The 24,119-nt window shown below is 62.5% G+C and carries 24 protein-coding genes; 10 read left to right on the forward strand and 14 right to left on the reverse strand.

Annotation, left to right across the window (positions count from 1 at the left end):
• Positions 1 to 371: 371 nt before the first annotated feature.
• Together O3306_RS04180 and O3306_RS04185 are read right to left on the reverse strand one after the other, a co-directional pair.
• Positions 372 to 869 (reverse strand): L,D-transpeptidase family protein, encoded by a 498-nt coding sequence (locus O3306_RS04180; RefSeq protein WP_272003725.1) that lies wholly within the window; start codon positions 867 to 869, stop codon positions 372 to 374.
• A 41-nt stretch (positions 870 to 910) separates the two neighbouring features.
• Complete coding sequence (locus tag O3306_RS04185; protein WP_272003728.1) at positions 911 to 1,942, reverse strand: NAD(P)/FAD-dependent oxidoreductase; 1,032 nt, start codon at positions 1,940 to 1,942, stop codon at positions 911 to 913.
• A gap of 76 nt (positions 1,943 to 2,018) precedes the next feature.
• On the opposite strand from O3306_RS04185, the gene mnmD reads away from it, so the two are divergent.
• A complete protein-coding gene (gene mnmD, locus O3306_RS04190) occupies positions 2,019 to 2,696 on the forward strand; it encodes a tRNA (5-methylaminomethyl-2-thiouridine)(34)-methyltransferase MnmD (protein ID WP_272003731.1) in 678 nt (225 codons plus the stop codon).
• The gene (locus O3306_RS04195; protein WP_272003733.1) at positions 2,693 to 3,559 is read left to right on the forward strand and encodes a DMT family transporter; all 867 of its coding nucleotides are present in this window, start codon (positions 2,693 to 2,695) and stop codon (positions 3,557 to 3,559) included. Before mnmD ends, O3306_RS04195 begins: the two co-directional genes overlap by 4 nt.
• 80 nt (positions 3,560 to 3,639) lie before the next feature.
• Here the strand turns inward: O3306_RS04195 and O3306_RS04200 are convergent, their stop codons facing one another.
• Positions 3,640 to 5,613: a lytic transglycosylase domain-containing protein gene (locus O3306_RS04200; RefSeq protein WP_272003736.1), complete on the reverse strand. Its 1,974-nt coding sequence runs from the start codon at positions 5,611 to 5,613 to the stop codon at positions 3,640 to 3,642.
• Positions 5,614 to 5,769: 156 nt separating this feature from the next.
• On the opposite strand from O3306_RS04200, the gene dapA reads away from it, so the two are divergent.
• Positions 5,770 to 6,645, forward strand: a complete 876-nt coding sequence (gene dapA, locus O3306_RS04205; RefSeq protein ID WP_272003738.1) for a 4-hydroxy-tetrahydrodipicolinate synthase — start codon at positions 5,770 to 5,772, stop codon at positions 6,643 to 6,645.
• 115 nt (positions 6,646 to 6,760) lie between these two features.
• On the opposite strand, the gene O3306_RS04210 is transcribed toward dapA, so the two are convergent.
• The 3 genes from O3306_RS04210 to O3306_RS04220 all read right to left on the reverse strand — a co-directional run bounded on the left by O3306_RS04210 (position 6,761) and on the right by O3306_RS04220 (position 9,809).
• Positions 6,761 to 7,465: an NYN domain-containing protein gene (locus tag O3306_RS04210; RefSeq protein ID WP_272003741.1), complete on the reverse strand. Its 705-nt coding sequence runs from the start codon at positions 7,463 to 7,465 to the stop codon at positions 6,761 to 6,763.
• A gap of 226 nt (positions 7,466 to 7,691) precedes the next feature.
• On the reverse strand, positions 7,692 to 8,558 hold the full coding sequence (gene yghU / locus O3306_RS04215; RefSeq protein WP_272003745.1) for a glutathione-dependent disulfide-bond oxidoreductase: 867 nt from the start codon (positions 8,556 to 8,558) through the stop codon (positions 7,692 to 7,694).
• Between the two features lie 138 nt (positions 8,559 to 8,696).
• Positions 8,697 to 9,809, reverse strand: a complete 1,113-nt coding sequence (locus O3306_RS04220) for an S-(hydroxymethyl)glutathione dehydrogenase/class III alcohol dehydrogenase (RefSeq protein WP_272003747.1) — start codon at positions 9,807 to 9,809, stop codon at positions 8,697 to 8,699.
• 134 nt (positions 9,810 to 9,943) lie between these two features.
• Between O3306_RS04220 and O3306_RS04225 the strand changes: the two genes are divergently transcribed.
• The 3 genes from O3306_RS04225 to O3306_RS04235 all read left to right on the forward strand — a co-directional run bounded on the left by O3306_RS04225 (position 9,944) and on the right by O3306_RS04235 (position 11,342).
• Positions 9,944 to 10,234, forward strand: coding sequence for an I78 family peptidase inhibitor (locus tag O3306_RS04225; protein ID WP_272003749.1), 291 nt, complete (start codon positions 9,944 to 9,946; stop codon positions 10,232 to 10,234).
• Between the two features lie 108 nt (positions 10,235 to 10,342).
• Positions 10,343 to 10,687 (forward strand): DUF2794 domain-containing protein, encoded by a 345-nt coding sequence (locus tag O3306_RS04230; RefSeq protein WP_272003752.1) that lies wholly within the window; start codon positions 10,343 to 10,345, stop codon positions 10,685 to 10,687.
• Between the two features lie 25 nt (positions 10,688 to 10,712).
• Positions 10,713 to 11,342: a LysE family translocator gene (locus O3306_RS04235; protein WP_272003754.1), complete on the forward strand. Its 630-nt coding sequence runs from the start codon at positions 10,713 to 10,715 to the stop codon at positions 11,340 to 11,342.
• Between the two features lie 6 nt (positions 11,343 to 11,348).
• Here O3306_RS04235 and O3306_RS04240 read toward each other — a convergent pair whose 3' ends face one another.
• The 4 genes from O3306_RS04240 to O3306_RS04255 form a co-directional block, all read right to left on the reverse strand.
• A complete protein-coding gene (locus O3306_RS04240) occupies positions 11,349 to 12,212 on the reverse strand; it encodes a class I SAM-dependent methyltransferase (protein ID WP_272003756.1) in 864 nt (287 codons plus the stop codon).
• Between the two features lie 113 nt (positions 12,213 to 12,325).
• Positions 12,326 to 13,174 carry a C40 family peptidase gene (locus O3306_RS04245; RefSeq protein WP_272003758.1) on the reverse strand — a complete coding sequence of 283 codons (849 nt, stop codon included), beginning with the start codon at positions 13,172 to 13,174 and terminating at the stop codon, positions 12,326 to 12,328.
• Positions 13,171 to 14,556 (reverse strand): leucyl aminopeptidase family protein, encoded by a 1,386-nt coding sequence (locus O3306_RS04250; protein WP_272004163.1) that lies wholly within the window; start codon positions 14,554 to 14,556, stop codon positions 13,171 to 13,173. Before O3306_RS04250 ends, O3306_RS04245 begins: the two co-directional genes overlap by 4 nt.
• A 162-nt stretch (positions 14,557 to 14,718) precedes the next feature.
• A complete protein-coding gene (locus O3306_RS04255; RefSeq protein WP_442969972.1) occupies positions 14,719 to 15,114 on the reverse strand; it encodes a hypothetical protein in 396 nt (131 codons plus the stop codon).
• A 246-nt stretch (positions 15,115 to 15,360) separates the two neighbouring features.
• Between O3306_RS04255 and O3306_RS04260 the strand changes: the two genes are divergently transcribed.
• Positions 15,361 to 16,011, forward strand: a complete 651-nt coding sequence (locus O3306_RS04260; RefSeq protein ID WP_272003762.1) for a carbonic anhydrase — start codon at positions 15,361 to 15,363, stop codon at positions 16,009 to 16,011.
• A gap of 155 nt (positions 16,012 to 16,166) precedes the next feature.
• On the opposite strand, the gene O3306_RS04265 is transcribed toward O3306_RS04260, so the two are convergent.
• The 4 genes from O3306_RS04265 to O3306_RS04280 all read right to left on the reverse strand — a co-directional run bounded on the left by O3306_RS04265 (position 16,167) and on the right by O3306_RS04280 (position 21,476).
• Positions 16,167 to 17,804 carry a DUF4139 domain-containing protein gene (locus O3306_RS04265; RefSeq protein ID WP_272003764.1) on the reverse strand — a complete coding sequence of 546 codons (1,638 nt, stop codon included), beginning with the start codon at positions 17,802 to 17,804 and terminating at the stop codon, positions 16,167 to 16,169.
• Positions 17,805 to 18,143: 339 nt separating this feature from the next.
• Complete coding sequence (locus O3306_RS04270; RefSeq protein WP_272003766.1) at positions 18,144 to 19,166, reverse strand: aspartate-semialdehyde dehydrogenase; 1,023 nt, start codon at positions 19,164 to 19,166, stop codon at positions 18,144 to 18,146.
• A 139-nt stretch (positions 19,167 to 19,305) separates the two neighbouring features.
• A complete protein-coding gene (locus O3306_RS04275) occupies positions 19,306 to 20,481 on the reverse strand; it encodes an MFS transporter (RefSeq protein ID WP_272003768.1) in 1,176 nt (391 codons plus the stop codon).
• A 68-nt stretch (positions 20,482 to 20,549) separates the two neighbouring features.
• A complete protein-coding gene (locus O3306_RS04280) occupies positions 20,550 to 21,476 on the reverse strand; it encodes a histone deacetylase family protein (protein ID WP_272003770.1) in 927 nt (308 codons plus the stop codon).
• 106 nt (positions 21,477 to 21,582) lie between these two features.
• Between O3306_RS04280 and O3306_RS04285 the strand changes: the two genes are divergently transcribed.
• The 3 genes from O3306_RS04285 to rlmH all read left to right on the forward strand — a co-directional run bounded on the left by O3306_RS04285 (position 21,583) and on the right by rlmH (position 24,031).
• Positions 21,583 to 23,001 carry a mechanosensitive ion channel family protein gene (locus O3306_RS04285; protein ID WP_272003772.1) on the forward strand — a complete coding sequence of 473 codons (1,419 nt, stop codon included), beginning with the start codon at positions 21,583 to 21,585 and terminating at the stop codon, positions 22,999 to 23,001.
• A gap of 184 nt (positions 23,002 to 23,185) precedes the next feature.
• The gene (rsfS, locus tag O3306_RS04290; protein WP_309501763.1) at positions 23,186 to 23,560 is read left to right on the forward strand and encodes a ribosome silencing factor; all 375 of its coding nucleotides are present in this window, start codon (positions 23,186 to 23,188) and stop codon (positions 23,558 to 23,560) included.
• Entirely contained in the window at positions 23,561 to 24,031 is a 471-nt protein-coding gene (gene rlmH, locus O3306_RS04295; RefSeq protein ID WP_272003774.1) for a 23S rRNA (pseudouridine(1915)-N(3))-methyltransferase RlmH, read from the forward strand.
• Positions 24,032 to 24,119: the final 88 nt, after the last annotated feature.

Consider the following 24,119-nt stretch of genomic DNA (forward strand, 5'->3'; position numbering starts at 1 on the left):
CCCACGACTGCGTCTTCCACATATTTTGCTGCCCAAATCAACACAATAGGTATTGGTAATGCCTATTTTATCCTGCTTTTACAAATGTTTTCCAATCGATAGCCGACGAAGTTAAGTCTCCATTTGTTTAAATCCCGAAGATGCAAGTCCGTGTCCTTTGGAATGTTTGAATAGCAGGGACCGCATAGTTTAATTCATCAAGGGAACGTAGGCGGCATCTGGCCGCAAATTGAATTCAAAATGAAAAATGAGAATACTCCAAAGATGATCACAAGTCGGGTCAAGTTGCGAAACAGCGACGGCTATATCCCTATCTCCAGAATAGGAGCGGCCCGAGTCTCAACGGCGGCCTTTACCCTAGGGCAACAAAATCAGCCGCGCACGATAAGACGGGTACCGAGAATGACTTGCGCCGCGATACGGTGCAAATGGTCACGGCGCATTGCCACGCAGCCTTCCGTCGGAAAACCCGGTCGGCGCCACTGATGCATAAAGATACATGACCCACGCCCCGCGCGTGCATCCGGCCAATTCCAGTCCGTGACGAATATAAGATCATAGAGCGGATCGGCCCGGCGCAATACCTCGTGGCTGGGCGCATAAGGCGCGCGCACCAATTGGTTATAGGCTGAATCGCCACTGGCATCGGACCACAGATCGCCTGGCCGGATCGGGACCGCCCAGGGGGCCGGACGCGCCAGCCGGTCAGGCCGGTACAGTAACGCGACGATGGAATACGTGCCGATGGGCGTTGCGCCATCGCCTTCGCGCTTTGCGGCGCTCAGCCCTCCGCGCCCCACTGTGCAGGGATAGCGCCGCCCGCGAAATCGCAGACCAGTGGGCGTAAGGATCAGATCAGCAGGCGTCATGCGCTCTTTCTGCCCGATTGCCGGCATGGGGGGAAGGCCCGTCAGGTGGAGGCTTCGGGTCGAAAACCATCCGGAATACGGTCCACACCGTCGAGAAGCAGATCGGCCATCACTTCGCCAATCTTGGGGGCCATTCCGAAACCTATCTTGAATCCGCCATTGGCAATGAAGTCCCCTTTGCGCAGCGGGTGTTCGCCCAGCATCGGTGCACGACTGCGGCTGCGCGGTCGCACCCCCGCCCAACGTTCGACCACCGGCGCGTTCCGCAAGGCAGGCACGACCCAGCGGGCACGTTCGATCACCGCATCCAATTGCACATCGGTATTGGTCGGATCATCGTAGAGCCGTTCTGAGGTCGAGCCGATGGCGACGGTGCCATCGCTGTGCGGCACGATATGAACCCCGTCCGCGAAAATCTGCGGCAGCTCCGGTGCGGCGTAATCCAGCAATGCCGCCTGCCCCTTGACCCCGTTGCCCAGCGGCCGGAACTGCGCGGCAGCCAGCTCCGTCAGACCGGCAACCCCCGTGGCCCAGACGGTCCCAGGCGCGGCGGCACCTTCGGTCGTAATCTCGCCACCACGCGCGCGGATCGCCGCGACGAGTGCGGCACACGCATGACGCGGATGCATGCGCGCGCTCAAGGTATCGTGAATCAGCATGCCGGTCGGGCTGTGTGGCTCCCATGCCTCGCCCTTTGCCGCGACGACTTGCCAATCGGCCCTGCCCTGCCAGAAGTCGCGCGCCCCCGACACCCGCGCCGTGGCCAAGGCAAGCGCCGACTCATCCGAAACCGGCTGAAGCCGTCCGAGGCGCGCGTAACCGGGATCAATCCCGGATTCCTCGGCAATTTCCCGCCACCAGCCTTCGGCCATCAGCAGGCTATCCAACTGAAATGCCTTCTTTTCGTTCCACTGTTCGGGCACATGCGGCGCGAGGGCACCGACGATCCCGCCCGAAGCCCCGGCCCCCGGTCCGCCGGGGTCGATCACCCGCACAAGCGCACCGCGCCGAGCACATGAATAGGCTACCGACAGGCCGAATATCCCGGCCCCCATCACCGTTACATCTGCCATTGCCAAAGCGCGCCCTCCCTTGCATGGTCGCCGCACTCGCCGGGACCCTTCGGCGCAGGTGTTAAAGGAACCCGACATGCAAGGCCAGCAGGCTGAACTGGAGTGGCAAGCGGACGATGTCCCGGTCAGTGTCCGGTTCGACGATCCCTATTTCAGCCGTGAGGATGGTTTGGCGGAAACGCAGCATGTCTTCTTGAAGGGCAACGGCCTGCCCGCGCGATTCCGCGATGGCTTCCATATCGCTGAACTGGGTTTTGGCACCGGGCTGAACATGCTGGCCGCGCTCATCGCGTGGCAGGAAGCAGGTGCGCCGGGACAGCTGCATCTGACCTCCTTCGAGGCCTATCCGATGCGCGCCAGTGACATGGCACGCGCGCTGGCCGTACACGCCGCACTTGACGCGGTGGCCGCCCCCCTGCTTGCCGGGTGGGAAGCAGGGGGGCGGCAGATCGACCTGGGCAGCGGCGTGATGCTGCAAGTGATCACCGGCGACGCGCGGCAGACCCTGCCAGAGTGGCAGGGCATGGCAGACGCTTGGTTTCTCGATGGTTTCTCGCCCGCGAAAAACCCCGAACTGTGGCAGCCGCCCCTGATGCAGGCCGTGTTCGACCACACCGCGCCCGGCGGTACGGCGGCCACCTACACCGCTGCCGGATTCGTGCGGCGCGGACTGGCCGAAGCGGGCTTTGACGTGACCCGCCAGCCCGGATTCGGACGCAAGCGGCACATGACGGTGGCAGAGCGCAGACAATGACCGAACAGAACCTCAAACTCGGCATCTGGATGATGCTGCTGTCCACCTTCATCTTTGCGATGCAAGACGGGATCTCGCGGTACCTGGCGGGTGAATACAACGTCTACATGGTGATCATGATCCGGTTCTGGTTCTTCGCGGCCTTCGTGGTGGCCGTAGCCGGGCGCAAAGCGGGCGGCCTGCGTGCGGCGGCGCGCACCCGTCAACCTATCCTGCAGGCGTTCCGTGCGCTGCTTCTGGTCTCCCAAATCTGTGTGATGGTGCTTTCCTTTACACTGCTCGGCCTGATCGAGAGCCACGCGGTCTTTGCCTGTTACCCGCTGCTGATCGCCGCCCTGTCGGGTCCGGTCCTCGGCGAGCGGGTCGGTTGGCGGCGCTGGACGGCCATCGGCATCGGGTTCATCGGCGTGCTCGTCATCCTGGAGCCCGGATTCGGCGTCTTTGAACCCGCGGCCATCGTCCCGCTGGTCGCTGCCTTGTTGTTCACGCTCTATGGGCTGCTCACCCGCTATGCGTCACGACAGGACAGCACCGCGACCAGCTTCTTCTGGACCGGGGTCGTTGGCGCGATCGGCATGACCCTTGTCGGCATGTGGTTCTGGGAGCCTATGGCAGCGCCCGATTGGGCATGGATGGCGCTCTTGTGCGTGACTGGTGCCAGCGGGCATTACGCGCTGATCAAATGCTACGAAGTGGCCGAAGCGAGCGCAGTGCAACCTTTTGCCTATCTGCAACTCGTTTTCATCAGCGTCCTGGGGGTCACCGTCTTTGACGAAACGATCCGCACCAACGTGGCAATCGGAGTGGGGATTGTCGTGGCCACCGGGCTCTTTACCCTATGGCGGGAACGCGTGAAGGCATGACGGCGCGGGGCCGTTTGCCTATGCAAGCCCGCGCGACCAGCCAAGCACGAAGACGCCCGCCCGGGCGGATGCGTGCCGCACTATTGCGTTTCCAAGGTTGACGGCACGCTGGCACCGATCAATTCCTGACTGAACGGTAGCGGATGTGGCGGTTTGCCCATCCGCGCGCGGTAAATGGGCAGGCTTTCCGCGACGCGCTGGACGTAATTGCGCGTTTCGCGAAACGGGATGTGTTCGATCCAGTCGATCACATCCATGCCACCCGCGCGCGGGTCACCGAATCGTTCCATCCACTGGGCCGGACGGCGCGGGCCAGCATTGTAACCGGCAGAAATCATCACGACATTCGCGCCAAATTCCAACGACAGCTGCGCCAGATAGGTGGACCCCAACCGCACATTATATTCCCAGTCACCCAGAACGCGGGAGTGCTGATGGGCAAGCGCCAGATCGCGTGCCACGTCGCTGGCGGTGCCGGGCATCAACTGCATCAACCCCTGCGCACCCACGCCGCTGGCCACCGACGGGTCGAACTCACTCTCGCGGCGGGCGATGGCCAGCGCCATTTCCATCGGCACCGGCAGATCCATGTCGATCATCGGGTGCAAGGGGTAGTACGCCTCTGCCAGAATGATCTGCCGCTGTGCGGCGTGTTTGCCCAGCATCACCTGCAGATGCGGCGCCTCCAGATCGTCCAGCATCCGCGCCATCTGGCGCAATCCGGTCTCATCCAGCGTCTCGGCGAGCGCCAGGAAAAACCGCTCGGCGAGCCCGCGCTGCCCCGCGCCCAACGCCAGTGAACCGGCCTGCGCCAGCGAACCTTTCGCGAATGCTGCCTCGCGCCATGGCGGCACAGCCGAGGCCCCCAAGCCGACATCAAAGGGCAGCCCAGCCTTTTCCGCGGCAAGTAGCCCGTAAAAACTGGTCTGGTGCTGTGCGCCTTCTGCATAAGCGATCGCTGCCGCCTCGACATCGCCCAGCGCCTCCTGCGCACGCCCGATCCAGTAACTCGCACGTCCCATCGAGATGGGTGATTCCACTCCGGCGCGCAGACGCTGGAAATGATCGCGCGCCAGTTCCGGCTCATCAAGAAAGCGCAGCGCCAGATACCCCGCCAACCATTCTAGGTCGGCATAGGCCGCGCCGCCGTCAAGCTGATGATTGGCTGCCAGATCATAGGCCAGCGCATACTGGCCGTCGCGCATCATCCGCCGCGCCAGACTGCGCCGCCAGCCTGACCAGCGCTCGGCCTCGCCCAGCCCACCCGCGATGCGGCTTTGCGACTGCAGCAGCGCAATGGCCTTTTCGGGTTCGTCTTGCCTCAGGTAGCGATTGAAACGCTCATAGGCGATCCCCGGATCGTCCCGTCGGCTTGCCGGCAACATGGCAAGCGCAGCATCGATCCCGCCCTCACCGCGCGCGATCTTGCGGCGAAACTCGGCCACGACGCGGTCTTCCTCATCCACCAAGGGCAGCATCAGCGCGCTGTCCTTCAAGCCTCGCCAGAGCGTCATGTCCAGCCGGGCCAGATGATGCGGCTCCAGCAGCGGACCATGCGCATTGAGGAACGCAACATGCTCTTCGGTGCTCAGATCCATCGTGCGCCACGCCAGGACCACGCTGGCCTCGGCCTCGCCCCGCTCACCACCAACGAGGCGTGCCGCGGCATAGCGCAGCACACCCGCACCGGTCTGAGGGTGGGATCCGGCAAAAAACGCGATCACTTCCGCGTCGCTGGCATCCTCGAAAGCGGGCTCGCTCTGCTTGCGCAGATAGTCGAGCCCCGGCCAGTCCGGGTAAGTCTCTAGAAAGGCGAGAATCTCAGGCACGCTGCCGCGCCCCGCACGCAAGCGGCTCCATTCGATGATCGCCTTCGCCACTTGCCCTTCGCGGGCCGCCAACTCCGAGGCACGAGCCCAGCGCCCGCCTTGCGCCGCGTCGAGTGCGCTGGCCAGCGCGCTGGGTGGACGGATGTCAGCCGATTGCGCCCCCCCCGGAGACGAGAGACAAATCAGCACCAGAAGGACCGTAATTACGCGCAACATCTCTTGCATTTCCCGCCATTGCAAAGGATAGACAGCGCCAGCCTATGCGGCCACCGCCCTTCCGTCCACACGCAAACCGGAGGATCGGGCAGCATGTCGCCGGGCGCTTGATATTCCTGTTAGCGGGCCTGCTTACCCGCCCATCTGATCCGAAAGGAGCGCGACATGATCAAAGGTTCTCTGCCTGCCCTTGTCACGCCGTTCAAGAACGGCGCAGTGGATTTTGACACGCTCAAGAAACTGGTGGAATGGCATATCGGCGAAGGCAGTCATGGTCTGGTACCTGTCGGCACCACGGGCGAGAGCCCGACGCTCAGCCACGAAGAGCACGAGGCCGTGGTCGAGGCCGTGGTACAAGCCACAAACGGCCGGGTCCCGGTCGTCGCGGGTGCGGGCAGCAACAACACCGTCGAATCGATGCGCTTCATGCAGCATGCGCACAAGGTCGGGGCAGATGCCGCACTGGTGGTCACGCCCTATTACAACAAACCGACGCAACGCGGCCTCATCGCGCATTTCCGCGCGCTGCACGATTGCTGCGATTTGCCGATAATCATCTATAACATCCCCGGCCGTTCGGTCGTGGACATGATCCCCGCGACGATGGGTGAACTGGCGAAATTGCCGCGTATCATCGGCGTCAAGGATGCAACCGGCGATTTGGCGCGGGTCTGCCAGCAGCGCATCACATGCGGCACCGATTTCATCCAGATTTCTGGCGAGGACGCCACCGCGCACGGCTTCAATGCCCAAGGTGGGGTCGGCTGCATCTCGGTCACGGCCAATGTTGCACCGCGGCTCTGCGCCGAATTGCAGGAAACGATGCAGGCCGGCGACTATGCCAAGGCGCTGGAGATTCAGGACAAGTTGATGCCGCTGCATCAGGCGATCTTTACCGAGCCGGGTCTGGTCGGCGTGAAATACGCCATGTCACGGCTAGGGCTGTGCAGCGAAGAGGTCCGCTCGCCGCTAACCGGACTGTTGGACGAAACCAAGGTGCTGGTCGAACAGGGCCTGCGCCATGCCGGGTTGCTGAACTGAAGCCGTCAGCGTCTGATCTGAGTTAAAATATCGATACAAAAGGCCCATCGCATTGAAGTTGCGGTGGGCCTTTTCCTTTGGCGATCATCGGCTCTCAAGCCAGCGGCACTTGGGTTCAGTCGACGCGACGCACCATTAACTGATTGCCCTCGCGCCGCGTTTCCAGAACCTTGATCGCGGCGATGAGATCGCTCAGCTTCTTGTGTCCATAGCTGCGGGTGTCGAAATCCGGGTTTGCCGCGGTCACTTGCTGGCCCAGACGCCCCAGAGCGTACCATTCGCTGTCCTGATCAATGCTGTCCATCGCCTTGAACAGCATGTCACGCGCTTCATTGAGGTTCTTGCCGCTGGTTTTGGCGGGGGTATCCGGTGCGCCGCTGCCTTGCAGGTTCTCCAGATAGATGAACCGTTTGCACGCCTGACGGAATGCCGCGGGCGTTTTTTGCGCGCCGATCCCGAAGACATCCAGCCCCTGTTCGCGGATACGGCTGGCCAGCCGGGTGAAATCACTGTCCGAGGACACCAACACGAAGCCGTCGAACCGGCCCGAATGCATCAGGTCCATCGCGTCGATCACCAGCGCGATGTCGCTTGCATTCTTGCCCACCGTGTTGGCCGGCTGGTGATGCGGCACCAAGCCAAATTCAGCCTGAACCTTGTTCCAGCCGGTCATCTGCTGGGACGAAAAATCACCGTAACAGCGGCGCACAGAGGCTTCGCCCATGCCGGCGATTTCATCAAAGATCGCCTGCGTCCATTTCGGCGACGTGTTGTCAGCGTCGATCAGCACGGCGAGCAGCGGTGTGTGGGTATCGGCCATCAGAATTCTCCCTTGTTGCCGTGTCGTTGCCGCGTTGTGCCTGAAGGCACGAATCTGATCAAGGTGGCTTTTCCAGAGCGCGGCGAGCCGGCTTGTTGGCCGCAGGCGCTCTGGCCGCCAGTCTGCGGCTCAGACCATTCATTCATGATCTATCGGAAGGTCTGCGGTTCAGGCGGACGCACCGCCGCTGCTCTTGGGCAGCGGCGGTGCGGGTTGCGATAGCAGGTTACTCGCTACCGATCTTGTCTTGCGTTTGGGTCTCGAAATCGCTCGGTGAATGGCGCTCGTGCAGTTGCATTGACGGCTCTCCAAAGGCACGGTTCACCATCCGCCCGCGCCGTACAGCGGGGCGCGCGTCGATCAACTCGGCCCAACGCATCACGTTGTTGTAGCTCTCGACATCAAGGAAGGTTGCGGCATCATAGAGCCGCCCGAGGACCAATTGACCGTACCACGGCCAGATCGCCATGTCGGCAATACTGTATTCGTCACCGGCGATGAATTCACGCTCGGCCAAGGTCCGATTCAGCACATCCAGCTGGCGTTTCGTTTCCATCGCGTAGCGGTCGATCGGGTATTGGTACTTCTCGGGGGCATAGGCGTAAAAATGACCAAACCCGCCGCCCAGAAATGGCGCACTGCCCATCTGCCACATCAGCCAGTTGAGCACTTCGGTCCGGGCCGGGCCCGATGCGGGTAGAAAGGCACCGAATTTCTCGGCCAGGTGCATCAGGATCGAGCCGCTTTCAAAGACGCGCAGCGGCGCGTCACCGGTATAGTCGACCAGCGCCGGAATTTTCGAGTTCGGGTTGATCTCGACAAAGCCGCTGCCGAACTGGTCGCCTTTGCCGATGTCGATCAGCCAAGCGTCATATTCGGCGTCATGGCCCGCCTCCAGCAGTTCTTCGAACAGGATCGTGACCTTGACGCCGTTCGGCGTGGCCAGCGAATGCAGCTGGTAGGGATGCTTGCCGCGCGGCAATGCGGCTTCGTGGGTGGCCCCCGCAACGGGCCGGTTGGTCGAGGCGAACTTGCCGCCATTCTCCTGATCCCAGGTCCAGACCTCGGGCGGAGTATAGATGTCATCGCGCATGTAGAGGGCTCCTTTCGCCGTCCTTTTAACGCCTACCTAAGTAACAGTGGGCGATGGGCAACGTGCAGGGCCGCACAGTGATCTGTGCGGCCCTTGTTGATGGGTGCCACGGGATGGGCGAAACCCCTCCCCGACAGATCAGTAGACGACGACGCCGCGGATGCTCTTGCCCGCATGCATCAATTCAAACCCTTTGTTGATCTCTTCCAGCTTCATCGTGTGCGTGATCATCGGGTCGATCTGGATCTTGCCATCCATGTACCAGTCCACGATTTTCGGCACATCCGTGCGACCGCGCGCGCCGCCGAATGCAGTACCGCGCCATGACCGTCCGGTAACCAGCTGGAAGGGCCGTGTCGAAATTTCCTGCCCGGCACCGGCGACACCGATGATGATGCTCTCGCCCCAGCCCTTATGCGCCGATTCCAGCGCCTGCCGCATGACCTGCACATTGCCGGTCGCATCAAAGGTGTAATCAGCCCCGCCACCGGTCAGTTCGACCAGGTGACCGACAATATCACCGCTGACTTTCTTCGGGTTGACGAAATCGGTCATGCCGAACTGGCGCGCCATCGCCTCCTTGTCGTCATTCAGATCGACCCCAACGATCTGGTCCGCCCCGGCCAGTCGCAGCCCCTGAATCACATTCAGCCCGATACCGCCCAAACCGAACACGATGGCGGTCGAACCGATCTCGACCTTGGCTGTATTGATCACCGCGCCGATACCGGTGGTGACGCCGCAGCCGATGTAACAGATCTTGTCGAACGGCGCGTCCTTGCGGACACGTGCCAGCGCAATCTCGGGCAGAACCGTGTAGTTGGAGAAGGTCGAGCAGCCCATGTAGTGCAAAATCGGTGTGCCATCGAGCATGGAAAAACGGCTGGTGCCGTCGGGCATCACGCCCTTGCCCTGGGTCTCGCGGATCGACTGACAGAGGTTTGTCTTGGGGTTGAGGCAATATTCGCACTCGCGGCATTCCGGCGTATAAAGCGGAATCACGTGATCGCCGACTTCGAGGCTGGTCACACCGGGACCGACCTCGACCACAACGCCCGCGCCCTCGTGGCCCAGAATGGCAGGAAATGCGCCTTCGGGATCGGCACCCGAACGGGTGAACTCATCGGTGTGGCACAAGCCCGTGGCCTTGATTTCCACCAGAACCTCGCCGGCCTTGGGGCCTTCCAGGTTCACTTCCATGATTTCCAAGGGTTTTCCGGCTTCTAGTGCCACGGCAGCTGTAGTGCGCATTGCGTGTTTTCCTTATTTTGAATCGCCGCGATTGTGGGCGAATGCCCGCGCAACTTCAACTCAATTGGCGGTCTAGAGTTGAAAGTTCAGACCAAAATGTCGATCTGAATGCAACACATGCAGGAGAGCGACCCGTGAACCGTTTTTTGAGTTTGGCCCTCGCCGCTGGCGTGCTCGTTGCGGTTGGAGGATTCACCTGGGTCAAGATGTCGGGAGAAGCCGCAATGGATACCAGCGACACATGCGGGGCCGCAGCCCACGCGGACAAGATCGGCACGCCCCATACCGATCACGATTTCACCGATCCCGACCACCCGCACCGGATTATCCCGCCGAATTCGGCCGTCACGCTTGATCACCGCCCCGACCGGCTGAACGTCGACGTGGACGAGGGTGGCGTGATTACCCGGATCTGGTGCGGTTGACTCCCGGCCCGCGCCTGCCGGTGTGCCCCGCATGCTCTGCCGCGCGGGGGTGGCCGCAGCGCCCCGATTTCGCTTGCTTTGCAACGATTTCGGCGCAACTCTGGGGGCATGAACTACCAATCCACATCCCCCTTGCAGTCGAATAACCGTGATCCGCAGGTCGCGTTCCACCGCAGGGAACTGTCGGTGATCCTGTCACTTTACGGGCGCATGGTCGCGGCGGGCGAATGGCGCGACTACGGTATTTCCTGTCTGCGCGATGTGGCCGTCTTCTCGGTCTTCCGCCGCACTGCCGAGCACCCGCTTTACCGCATCGAAAAGCGGCCGCGCCTGCGCGGGCGGCAGGGGCAATATGCCGTGATCGGCCCGGGTGGCCAGATACTGAAACGCGGCAGCGAATTGAAAACCGTGTTGCGCGTGCTCGAACGCAAACTCATCCGCGCGGTCGAATGATGCCCTCTGAGCAGAGAGAACTGCGATGCTGGTAGAAACCTATCTGATCTACCTTGCCGCGGTCGCGATCTTCTTTGCCACGCCGCCTGACACCAGCCAACTTCTGATCATCTCCAACAGCATCCGCCACGGGTTACGCCGCAGCCTCTGGACCGTTCTGGGCGATCTCAGCGCCAATGCGTTGCAGATGACCGCAGCCGCCTTTGGGCTGGCCGCGATCATCGCCAGTTCCGCCACGGCATTCACCTTGATCAAATGGGTCGGCGTTGCCTATCTGGCATGGATTGGTCTGCAACTGGTGCTCAGCCGCGAGCACAGTGGTGCGGTTGGTGCCAGTGCCTCGGCGTCCCGGCCCCAACTTTACCGGCAAGGGTTCTTCACCTCGATGGCCAACCCTTTCGCCGTGGTATTCTTTGGCGCGCTTTTCCCGCAATTCATCGATCCGGCGGCACCGGTATTGCCACAACTTCTGATCCTCGGCGCCACATATATCGTGGTCGACGGCACAATCCTGATCGGCTGGGGCTGGGTCGGTCGCCGCGCTGCGGCGGTATTGCAACGGCTATCGGGCGGGTTGGTCAACCGGGTGTGCGGCGCGTTGATGATCGCGGCCGCCGCCCTGCTGGCGAGCAAGGACATGACCCCGCAGAAATAGCGCCCGCTATGTCACACTTCCCCCGGCGCGCGCGGTGCAAAGCTGGATTGCCGCCGGAACCCTCACCCCTTCAGGCGTTTCAAAAGCAGCTAGTTCCGCGCGAACCGTATCCTGAATCGCTGCAATGTCCTCACGCGTCGCGTTGTGTTCCTTGATCACGCGGGTCGCGGGGCCGATCCGCGTTGAAAGCGCCGCAACATCTGCCGCTGTCCCGCCCGGAGTCAGGAACACATCCTCGCGCTTCACCGAGATATCCCGCAGCCCGGCATCGGCCAGCAGCCCCGCCACATAGTCCCGATCCTGAAACGCCATCGGCCCCGGTGCGCGCGGATCAGTGGGCGGCACGCTGCCCAACCGGTCCGTCGCGACCTGAGCGGGAATAGCAAACCAAGGGTTGTCAGCGACACCACACCAAGCGGCAAAGATCAGCGGCCGGCCGGGTTTGAGCCCGCTCGCGATGTTGCGAAACGCCTGCGCCGGGTCGGAAAAGAACATCACCCCGAACCGCGACAGCGCCACATCGAAGACCCCAGGCTCGAACGCGTGGGTCTGCGCATCGGCCAGAATGAAATGCGCACCCGGCACCCCCTTGGCGCGACTGCGGGCCTCGTCCAGCAGCGAGGCGGCGATATCGACCGCGACAACCCGGCCTTCGGGCGCAATGCGATGGGCGATCTCGATCGTGCTGGTCCCGGTGCCGCAGCCGATATCCAGCACCTGCGCGCCGGGTTTCAGAGCCGCGCGCTCCAATACCAGATCGAGCACCGGGGCCATCAGGGCATCGAGCGCCTCGCGTTGCTGCACCCATTTGCGGCCCGGTCCTTGGGACCAATATTGCGCCTGACCGGCATTGGCTATTTGTTCATCCATTTTGCACCCCCATCACGCAGAGCCGTTCGAAGATGATCGACGCACCGCGCATCTGGCGTGGTCCGCAAAGCGAACCAGCTCGGCCCCCAAAGCCGGGTGAAAAAACGGATTGCTCATGGAGTCTCTCCGATACGTCTGATCGCCGTAACCGCGCCGAATTCCCGGGCGGCGATCCTGTCGATGGCATCCTGTAGCGGCTCGCTGGTGACGGCCATGTGAAACGCATTGGCATGCAGCAGGGTCTGCGCGTCCTGCAATATCCCCACATGCCCCTTCCAAAAGACCAGATCCCCGCGCCGCAGCCGCGCGCCCGGCTCCACCGGCTGCCCCAGCGCCTGTTGCAGATCGCTGTCGCGCGGGCACGCCCGCCCTTGTGCATATTGCGCCAATTGGACCAAGCCAGAGCAATCCACTCCGGTCCCGGTATTCCCACCCCAGAGATAGGGCGTGCCGAGGAACATCTCGGCCACCGCCACGGCATCATCGGCATACCAGCCAAGCGGGACAAGGTGCTGCGCAACCATGTAGCCGCCGCCCGCGAGTGCATGAAATCCGCCCTCGACCGCGCCCGCCTCAACTTCGGCAAAGAAACTGAGAAGCGCAGTTTCACGCGATTTGATATCCGGCTCTGCATAGACATGCGCCAGTCGCGCGCCCACCCGGTGCGTCGGGTGCACCCCGCCCACGACCGCCGCCTCGGGCAGATAGCCGACATAGCCGCCGACCTCATCAATGACAAAGGCCCAGCCAGCGTGGATTTCCAGCACCCGAACCGGCTGACCGCGCAATATCTGCAAATCGCGCGGGCCGTTGGGACTGCGACACAGATCGGCAAAAGGCCAGCTGCAGCGCATCACTTCGCCCTCGACATATTCGGGCGCATCGACATGACCGCGCAGGGACACATGCGCCACCCGCGCATTGGCCGCCCGAAAGCGACGATCGCTCAGCGCGCGAGTCACAGGGCCAGCATGCGCGGCAGCGCCTCCAGCAGCGCCCGCGCGCCCATGCCTACGCCACCCTTGGGACGTGCCGGGGCGGCGGTGGGGTTCCAGCCATAGATGTCGAAATGCATGTACTTCGCGTCCCCGGCAAAACGCCGCAGGAAAAGCGCCGCGGTAATCGATCCGGCAAAACCGCCCTTGGGCGCGTTGTCCAGATCGGCAATGCCGGGCTCGATCATCACCTCGTAAGGGTCATGGAACGGCAGCCGCCACACCGGGTCCGCCACCTGTGCCGCCGCCTCTTCCAAAGCGCCGACAAGCGCGCTGTCATCGGCGTAGTACGGGGCAAGGTCCGGGCCAACCGCGACCCGTGCAGCCCCCGTGAGCGTGGCCATCGACACCATCAGATCGGGCGTAGCTTCGGCGCCAAGGGCGAGCGCATCGGCCAGCACCAGCCGCCCCTCGGCGTCGGTATTGTTGATCTCCACCGTCTTGCCATTGCGCGCGGTCAGGATATCGCCCGGGCGAAAGGCGTTGCCCGACACTGCGTTTTCCACCGCCGGGATCAGCACGCGCAGGCGCAAGCGCAGCCCCAGCGCCATGATCATATGCGCAAGGCCCAGCACCGTTGCCGCCCCGCCCATGTCCTTTTTCATCAGCCCCATGCTGGCACCGGGCTTGAGGTTCAGCCCGCCAGTATCGAAACACACCCCCTTGCCCACCAGTGTCAGGGCGGGGCCGGTATCGCCCCAAGTCATGTCGATCAGGCGCGGCCCGTCGGCAGCCGCGCGTCCGACCGCGTGGATCATCGGAAAGTTCTGCGTCAACAACGCCTCTCCCCGGATCACCTCCATCGCGGCCCCATGCTCGGCCGCCAGCGCGCCACAGGCCGCCTCAAGGTCGGTGGGTCCCATATCACCTGCGGGCGTATTGATCAGATCGCGGGTCAGCGCCTCTCCGGCGGCGATGATTTCGAGCCGCGCGGCGTCGACCCCTTCGGGGGCTACCAAACGCGCATTGGCCGGGCGCTGGCTGGCATAGCGATCAAAGCTATAGCCCCCCAACAGCCAGCCCAGCGCCTCTTCTGTGGCGCGGGCCGGGTCGAGCCCCTTGAGCGCATATGTCCCTTGCGGCAGAGCACCGGCGCAAGCAGCCAGATGGAAGCGCCCCCTGCGGCGGGCCTCGTCATTGCCGTACCCCGCCAGTGCCAGCGCTATGTTCCCGTCGGCACCGGGCACCAGCAGCGTGCTGCCCAAGGCACCGGTGAACCCGGCGGCCCGCACCCATGCGGCGGTGCGATCCGGCTGCGTTTCCAGCCAACCATCCAGCGCGTCACTTTCGATCACGTGCAGAGGGATCGCCTCTGCATCGGTGGCGGCAAATGTCAGGGATTTGGCAATCGGGCTGTTGGAAGAGGTCACTGTGCACACTTTCAGGCTGGGGTAGATATCGCCCAGCCTATCCACCCAGCCAGCGCCCGCAAGCCAAAGCGGTTTTTAAACCGCTCGGCAGTGCAAGATTTTTCCGCCGATCCCCGCGCACCCGTTGCCGGAACGCCCCATTCAGACCGACATGTCCTGCAAATCCCAGATCTCGCTCAGGCTGCGCTCGCCGATCCGCAGCAACCGCGCCAATGTCACGGCCAAGGCCACGCGGTCGCCGCTATCGGCACAGCGCGTCACATCGCGGGCGACCCGGCTGAACATCGCCATGCCGATCTGATCCGCAATCGCGCACAGGCTGCGCGCCGATTTCCGCATGTCGGGCAGACGCCCCTCGCGATAGCAGCGTTCGGTATGCGACAGGCGCACCGCCAATTCCTCGAGCGCGCGACAAACAACGTCCTCGGCGCCGGCTTCGCCCAGTTGAACATACAGCTCTTTCAGCCGTTCAGGATCGAAATGCACGGCCTCGTTCTGTTTCAGCAATGTCAAATGTTCCACAATCTCACCCCAGATATTCACGGATGCCCGGGCGGTCCCCACTCCTACCGGGCAAGACTGACAGTGGCGGATGGTCCTTCCCAAAAGGTTTCGCACGGGCGCATTTCTTTCTCGAATTATCGGCGAATTCCAGATATTCATGGCATTCAACGCGCCAACGCAGGGCTTCGCCCAAATCCCGAGGCTCCCCGGCGGCGCGGAATGCTAACGATGATCACTGGTTTCACTGCTTTTGCAAAATCGCCTAATTGAAAGACTGCCATGCATCGCGCCCGTCCACTGCCCTCCTATCTGATCCAGCGCTACAAGGGCTGGAAAGCGACCAGCTACGCCGAGAACGAGGCGTGGTATCGCCTGCTCGCCGATGACGGCCAGCACCCGCGCGCAATGATCATCTCGTGCTGCGACAGCCGCGTGCATGTCACGTCGGTCTTTGGTGCCGATCAGGGTGAGTTCTTCATTCACCGCAATATCGCCAACCTCGTGCCACCCTATGAGAGCAATGGTGGCCAGCATGGCACATCGGCGGCCATCGAATACGCGGTCAAGAGCCTACGTGTGGCGCATCTGGTGGTGATGGGACATTCCAATTGCGGCGGCGTCAGCGGCTGTGCCGACATGTGCGCCGGCCTCTCGCCCGAGCTTGAGGACAAGTCGAGCTTTATCGGGCGTTGGATGGATATCCTGCGCCCCGGCTACGAGCGTGTCTCGCATATCGAAGACCCGGCAGAGCGCACCCGCGCGCTGGAGAAGGAATCGGTGCTGATCTCGCTTGAGAACCTGGCCACTTTCCCCTTCGTGAGCGAAGCCATCGAAGCGGGGCGGCTGACAGTTCATGGTGTCTGGCTCGATATCGGTGCTGGCACCATTGAGCAGTATTCACCGGAATCGAAAAGTTACGTCCCGATCTGAAAGATTTGCGCTTTTCCCTATATCAGGGAAAGTAAAACAGGCCCACGCCCATTCAGGATCGTGGGCCTCTCGCGCCGGACTCTTTCAAAGATCAGAAATGTCCGGCGCTGCCACATTTTCCGCCACCCTCACGCCGGAATCCGGTCGGGTGGGTTTCAGCGCAGGACCATCCCGTCGGGCCATTCCAGATCAGAGCCGAGCTGAATTTCGTATGTCTCGCCGGCCTCCAGGTCAAAGTTCCAAGCCAGAACACCTCGCTTGCCGTCCACGTCACTCTCGGACGGTTCAGGTTGCGCAGTCCATTCGATCTCCAGCTTTTCCTGTTCCGAATAGGGCACCCGGTCGAGCAGACGGACCGGCCAGGTCTCCTGCGTCAAATTCTCGACTTCGATCTTGACCTTTTCGCTCATATCGTTGGACCGGCTGATCACGCCTCGGTCGCCCTGCTTGCGGTCCAGAATGGTGCGCGTCAGACGCAACCCGTCAATCGGACCGAATGACAGGGTTTCCTCGGCACCCGCAGCGATCATGGCAATCCCGCTCTGGCCTTGGTACGTGCCATCGAGATAGAAATTCGCCTCGTCCGAGCGGAGGATCAACTCGCCCATGTCATTGGTGAATTTCGCCATCAGAAATGCCGTGCTGTCTGCCAGCGGAACGGCCTGGGCAAACAGATCCACCTTGGTATCCAGCGTATCGAGCGCGAGGCGCACATTATCGGCACCGGTCGCGATACTCACTGGCGCAGGATAGGTATAGGTCACGGCCAGCCCGTCGAATTCGGCGGCTGCGGCGATGCGTTTCGGGCTGGGTTTGGCCAACATGCCGGCGGCGGATTCCTCTGCCATGACGATCGGCGCCGGGGCCACGTCCGCGGACAGATACTGATTTTCATCCTCTTCCTTGACGATCCAGCGCTGCTGGGGCCAGATATCGCTGGGCCGGGTCTGCTCGGAGGGGCGCACTGTCGACAGGCGCAGCGCGACATCGCGCCAGTTTTCACCGGTGGACTGCGCGACGAACGCGCCGCGTTCCAGCGTCAGTGTTCCGGTCGCGCGGTCAAGACGCAGATCGTAGACCGGGCGCCAGGCCGCGTCCGGCACGGTATAGGTCACGGTCATCGTGCCTTCCATCGGCGCATCGCCCGAAATGGCGACCGACAACAATGCGCGCGCCTCCGCTTCGGGGACCAGCGCGGCAAGCGCCGCTTCGGCCTTTTGCAACTCTTCCTTGAGGTCGCTCAGCGCACGGGATTCGGCATCGGCTCGTGACAGCGCGTCATGTGCTGCACGCTTGGCCGCCAGTGTTTCCTCGCCAATCAGCTGCAGCAGATCACGCAGTGCTGCCACATCGAGGGAGGCGACATTCTCACCCTCGCCAACCTGCTTGAGAAACGCTACGCGCGCTTCGGCCGCTTCGGCCTCGAGCCGGATTTCGCGCACCTTGCCCTGCCGGTCGCGCAACGCATCTTGCAAGCGCTCCACCTCGGCCTCGGCCGCGTCAATGGCCGCGTCCGTTTCCGGATCGCGCGGCGGCACAAACCGGTTGCGGGCCGTCACGCCGCCCATCTCCGCGCCATCCACCCGGACACGAACGCTCGACAGCGGTGTGCGCAGCGGCATGTCGGTCAGGATCAGGTCATGCTGCCCGGCGGGTGCGGTGAATGGCACTTTCCGGGTGATGGTTGCGCCCTGCGGGTAGAGCGTAACGGCGCTCACATCGCTGTCGAGCGGGATATCCTCTGCCCAAAGGGCAGTCGGGAAAAGAGCGAGAACTAGGGGCCAGACGCGCATGCGGGTTCCTCCATAAAGCCTGTTTTCAATCTTTGGCGGGTAGCCGCCATTTGCAAGCGGCAGTCCACCAGATACGCGGATTCACGCTATCTTAATCATGATCTGGCAAGATATGCGGCATGGAATTGTAAGGCTGGATACTGACGCTGCCGCCCGGAATGTTGGCGGGGCTTGGGGCCCTTGCGCGCCATATGCGGCGCATGCCCCTGCTAGGCGCTCGAACCTGGCCACAGGATCGCCACCTGGAAGGGCGGCTTTTCGAAAGAGCGCACCCGGATCCGGATGCGCCCGATCATTTCCCTGACAGCTTTGATGTGATCGCGCTGTCCCAAACGGCATTCAGCCCTTCTTCAGGACCCGGTTGCCCAGCGTCTCGGCGATCTGCACCGCGTTGAGTGCAGCACCCTTGCGCAGGTTATCGCTGACACACCACAGGTTCAGGCCGTTCTCGACCGTGTTGTCCTGACGGATGCGGCTGATGAATGTGGCGAAATCACCGACACATTCCTTGGGCGTGACGTAGCCACCGCTTTCGCGCTTGTCGATCACCATGATGCCCGGTGCCTCGCGCAGGATGTCGCGCGCCTCGTCTTCGTCGAGGAACTCTTCAAACTCGATATTGATCGCCTCAGAATGCCCGACAAAGACCGGAACCCGCACGCAGGTCGCAGTCACCTTGATCGCCGGATCGACGATCTTGTGAGTTTCGGCGACCATCTTCCATTCTTCCTTGGTCGAGCCGTCTTCCATGAAGACGTCGATATGCGGGATGACGTTGAACGCGATTTCCTTCTGGAAGACCTTGGGAGGTACATCCTTGGTGGGGTTATAGACTGCCTTGGTCTGCTCCCACAGTTCGTCCATGCCCTCCTTGCCTGCGCCGGAAACCGACTGGTAGGTCGACACGACGACGCGCTTGATCCGGGCGCGATCATGCAACGGTTTCAGCGCCACGACCATCTGCGCGGTCGAGCAGTTGGGGTTGGCGATGATGTTTTTCTTGGCATAACCGTCGACGGCCTCGGGGTTCACTTCCGGCACAACCAGCGGCACGTCCGGGTCGTAGCGGTAGAGCGACGAGTTGTCGATTACGATACATCCCGCAGCCGCGGCCTTTGGTGCATGGGTCTTGGTAGCGTCCGAGCCGATGGCAAACAGCGCAATGTCCCAGCCAGTGAAATCAAAGGCATCAAGGTCTTTTGTCTTCAAAGTTCGGTCGCCAAAGCTGACTTCCGTTCCCAGCGACCGACGCGACGCCAGCACGGCGATCTCATCGACCGGGAAATGGCGTTCGGCCAGGATGTTCAGCATTTCGCGGCCCACGTTACCCGTGGCCCCGACGACGACGATTTTGTACCCCATGATGTCAACTCCGGAAGGGACTGTATGGAGTTGGCCTCTTAGACCCAAAGCCCCCGAGTGGAAAGGCCTTACAACTAAGGCATTTCGCGAAAAACCTGAATCGTAGGCTTCACGAAAGGCCTACAGCATCCGAAAGGCGTCAGGGTTTGTAGTCGCGGCTGAACAGATAGATCACCAGCCCGGCAAGGATGGCAAAGCCGAAAAACGCGAAAAGCGCGCTGTAGGCAGCCTGCGCACCGGCCCGCTCTGCCACCGCCGCATGCAACGGGCCCGATCCGAACTGCATCAAGCCGGCACCTCCGATCCCGAAGAGATTCATCAGCGTCACACCCCGCCCCGCCAGGTGCGGCGGAAAGAAGCTGCGCCCATGTGCCACCAGCAACGGGAAACTCGCGCCAAAGAGCCCGATCATGGCACAGAGCAGGATGGACAATCCCACCCCCTGCCCGACCAGCAGCGCCAAGGTTAACGTCGCCACGCAACAAATGAGGTTTCCACCGAAACACACCCATTTTTGCGTCCCCAGGATCCGGTCAAGCGGACCGTAGAGGAACGTCCCCGCAGTCATCGCCACCCCCATCACCAGGCTCGCCTGCCCGACCTGCCCGATATCGAGCGCAAAGACGTCGCTCATGTAGGGGCCGATCCACAACCCGCGGATCGCAGCCATAGGCGCATATCCCACGAACATCAGTGGAAAGATCGGCCAGAGCGCCCGCATCTTCAGCAGATCAAGGACCGAGCCCTGCGCACCGCCCTCCACTGGCTCCGGGTCACGCACGCTGACCGCGAGGCCCGCCGCCACCACGACCGAGATCGCCGCCAGCCCCCAGAGCGAGGCGCGCCAGCCGAAACTTTCGGCCGCCAGCGCCATCGGCCATGACGCCACCAGGTTGCCCAGCGACCCCACGCCCAGCATCACGGCGGCCAGCGTCGCGAACTGCGCCACCGGGAACTGCCGGGCAAAAATGTAGTAGGATGCCATCAACACCGGTGAACAGCCCACGCCGATCAGCGCCATCGCCAGCGTCACATGTCCCGGCCCCGTCGCCAGCGCAAAGAGCGCCGCACCGCCGCCACCGCCCAGCAACAGCAACGTCGCGGCCGTCCTCCGTGGCCCGATCCGGTCCAGCGCCCAGCCTATGGGCAGTTGCATCACCGCAAAGGTCAGGAACCAGATGCCAGAGGCAAAGGCGAGATCCTCTGGCGTGGTGCCGATATCACGCTCAAGAACGCCCCCCAGCACCGCCAGAAACGCACGAAAAAACTGGCTGAGCACATAGGCCAGACACAACATCAACAAACCGAAACGCATTTTCCAGCTCCCATCGGACAGGCGCGCGGCGCACCTGAACAGTTCTTGGCCCCGAAGCGCCGATAGTTTCAGCCCGCGCGCGCCATCAGCGCATCCACATGGGCGGTGGCGCTGGCGGCAAGCGCCTTCAGGTCATACCCGCCTTCAAGGCTGGACACGACACGCCCCCCGGCATGAACATCCGCAAGGTCGCATATCCTGCGCGTCGCCCAGGCAAAATCATCTTCCACCAGATCAAGCCCGGCCAGAGGATCGGCTCGATGCGCATCAAACCCCGCCGAGATGAAGACCATCTCGGGCGCAAAGGCATCCACCGCAGGCAACACCTGTCCCTCCATCACCTGCCGGAACGCCGTACTGCCCGCCCCTTCGGGCAGCGCCACGTTCACAACGTTGCCGTCACAGCCGGTCTCGCTTGGTTGTCCCGTGCCGGGAAAAAGCGGCATCTGATGGGTCGAACAGAACAGGATGCGCGGGTCGTCCTGGCACAGATCTTGCGTGCCGTTACCATGATGCACATCGAAATCGACGATAGCGACGCGGCCAAGGCCATGATGCTCCAGCGCATGTTTCGCGGCAATCGCAACGTTGCCAAACAGGCAAAAGCCCATTGGCGTTGTCTTTTCCGCATGGTGCCCCGGCGGACGACACGCGACAAAGGCGTTTCGCACGTCGCCGGCCATCACCATGTCTACCGCGTGCACCGCCCCGCCCACAGCGCGCAACGCCGCGGCAAGGGATCCGGGCGACATCGACGTGTCCGCATCCAGCAGCACCAGGCCCGACGCCGGTGCCGCAGCGCGAATAGCGTCTATATGGGCTTTTGGATGAGCGCGCAGCAGATGTGCGTCCTCGGCCAGCGGCGCGTCAACCCGGACCAGAGACTTGCCCGCAAGCGCGGCCAGAACATGTTCGAGGCGGGCGACCTGCTCGGGGTGGCCCTGCGGGTTGATGTGTTGCAGGCAATCGGAATGAGTGATCAGGGCTGTAGGCATCGCGCGCTCCGGTCCTTGTCGTAGGCACGCGGCATGTGACGCGAAACTTGCCCTACTGTCCAGAGCGGCCTTGCCCGCCCCCCCGGCTCGGGGCATGCTGTCAGAAATGGCAAGCCAGGCGGATCAGACCAGCAGCACCGCAACCACCGCCGCCGAGGCGGTGGCACCAACGAAGCAGGCGCAGGATATCGCGCTGAGCCTCTGGGATCAGGCACATAATTTTGCACTCGGCCTGATGCGGCCCTGGAATGCCTATCAGGTCATCATCATCATCGGGCTGATCCTGGTCGCGCATATCCTGCGCGCGATCTTTGGGCCGCGCATCCGTGACTGGATGCGCACGCGCGAAGGCTGGCCGAAATGGCGCATGCGGTTTCTGGTGATGGCACATCGCAGGCTGAGGCTGATTTTCTTTGTCCTGCTGAGCTGGCCGACCTACTGGATCATGCAGGAAGCCACCTGGCCCAGCCGATCCTACATCATTGGCATCGTCGCAAGCCTCGCGGTGGCGTGGCTACTCATCACGATCATCACACGGCTGATCGTAAACGGGTTCGTGCGCGGCCTGGTGCGGTACGCGGGATGGACCTGGGCCACGCTGATCATCCTCGGCCTGACCGGCGAGGCGCAGCAATTGCTCGACTCACTGGCGATCGAGGTTGGCGACACCCGGTATTCAGTGTGGCTGGTCGTGCAGGCGCTCTTTGTCCTCAGCGCGCTTCTCTTCGTGGCACGGCTGCTGTCCAAGACGGCCACCAGCCAGATACGCCAGAACAAGGAAATCTCGCCCTCCATGCAGGTTCTGGCGGTCAAGTTCCTGCAAGTCACGTTTTTCGGCGCGGCCTTCTTCATCGGGCTGAAAACCGTCGGCTTTGACCTCACCGGCCTCGCGGTCCTGTCCGGCGCCATTGGTGTCGGCCTCGGTTTCGGCCTGCAAAAGGTCGTCTCGAACCTGGTTTCAGGCATCATCATCCTGCTCGACAAGTCGATCAAACCCGGCGACGTGATCAGCCTGGGCGAGACGTTTGGCTGGATCGAGACGCTGGGCGCGCGCTACGCCTCTGTCGTCACCCGGGACGGCAAGGAATACCTGATCCCGAACGAAGATCTGATCACGGGTCAGGTGGTCAACTGGTCGCATTCCAACGAATTCGTACGGCTCGATATCTATTTTGGTACTGCCTACGGCGACGACCCGCATCTGGTGCGCAAGATCGCCATCGAGGCGGCCGCAGGGGTCGAACGCGTGCTCAAGATGAAAGCGCCGGTTTGCCATATCATCGGCTTCGGCGACAGTTCCGTGGATTACATCCTGCGGTTCTGGATCAAGGATCCCTCCGCCGGACTGACCAATATCCGCGGCAACGTCTTTCTGGCGCTGTGGGACGCGTTCGCAGCGCATGGCATCTCGATCCCCTTCCCGCAGCGCGAAGTGCGCATGCTGGACGGCGACCCGGCTGCAGAATCCGCCACGCCGCAACCCGCCCCGGACGACCCTCAGGTCGCCCCCAAGGACGCAGGCTGACAAAATTACCTCATCTATCAGCAATTTACCGCCCGCCTGCCCCCCGCTTTATTGAATTTGCCCCCTTGCACTGTTAGTTTCGATCCATGTCCGGCACCGGGGCATTTGACGGTGCGCTGGAGAGGAGGACACTGTCCTGTCTTTTACGACTGACGCGGCCCACACCGCTGACCGGGCGACGCACATCGCGCACCCCGAACCGAGCGCTTCAAGCGAAGAGCAGCTTGCGCGCATCTTATCCTCGCTGACCGAAGACAAGGCCGAAGATATCGTGCAGATTGATCTGCGCGGCAAATCGGCTATTGGCGATTACATGGTGATCTGCACAGGCAGATCGTCGCGCCAAGTCGCGTCCATTGCCACGAAGCTGGTGGACAAGCTCAAGACCGAGCTGAACCGCCCTTCGCGGATCGAGGGCAAGGATGCCGGTGACTGGGTACTGATCGACACCGGAGATGTCATCGTGCACGTATTCCGGCCCGAAGTGCGCGAGTTCTACCAGCTGGAGAAGATGTGGATGCCTGCGGACCAACAGGCTCTCACAGCTCAGCCCAGCTGAATGCGCGTCCATATCTGCGCTGTCGGCCGCCTGCGCCGGGGGGCCGAACGCGCGCTACTGGATGACTACATCACCCGTTTCGACCGGACCGGGCGGGCGCTCTCGCTGGGGCCGCTGGTCGAACATGAGGTCGACGACCGCAAGGGCGGCGGCATGGCCGCCGAGGCGCAACTGCTGGAACGCGCGCTGCCACAGGACGCAATCCGCGTGATGCTGGACGAGCGCGGCACAGTGCTCAGCTCTCCTCGTTTCGCCAGCCGCCTGGCCGATTGGCGCGATGATGGTGCGTCCGATCTGGCCTTCGTCATCGGCGGCGCGGACGGGATAGACCCTGCCTTGCGCGAAACTGCGCAGATGTCGCTCTCCTTCGGCCAGATGGTGTGGCCGCATATGCTGGCCCGCGCGATGCTGGCCGAACAGCTCTACCGCGCCGCGACGATCCTCGCCGGCACACCCTATCACCGGGCCTGACCAGCCCCTTCATTTTGCCCAAAATACTCATAGCCGCCGCCCGCGGAAATTTCCCGCCCGCCGTTACCGCAAACAACATTCCCCCTAC

This window comes from Roseovarius sp. ZX-A-9 (genome assembly GCF_028369135.1).
Taxonomy (GTDB): domain Bacteria; phylum Pseudomonadota; class Alphaproteobacteria; order Rhodobacterales; family Rhodobacteraceae; genus Roseovarius.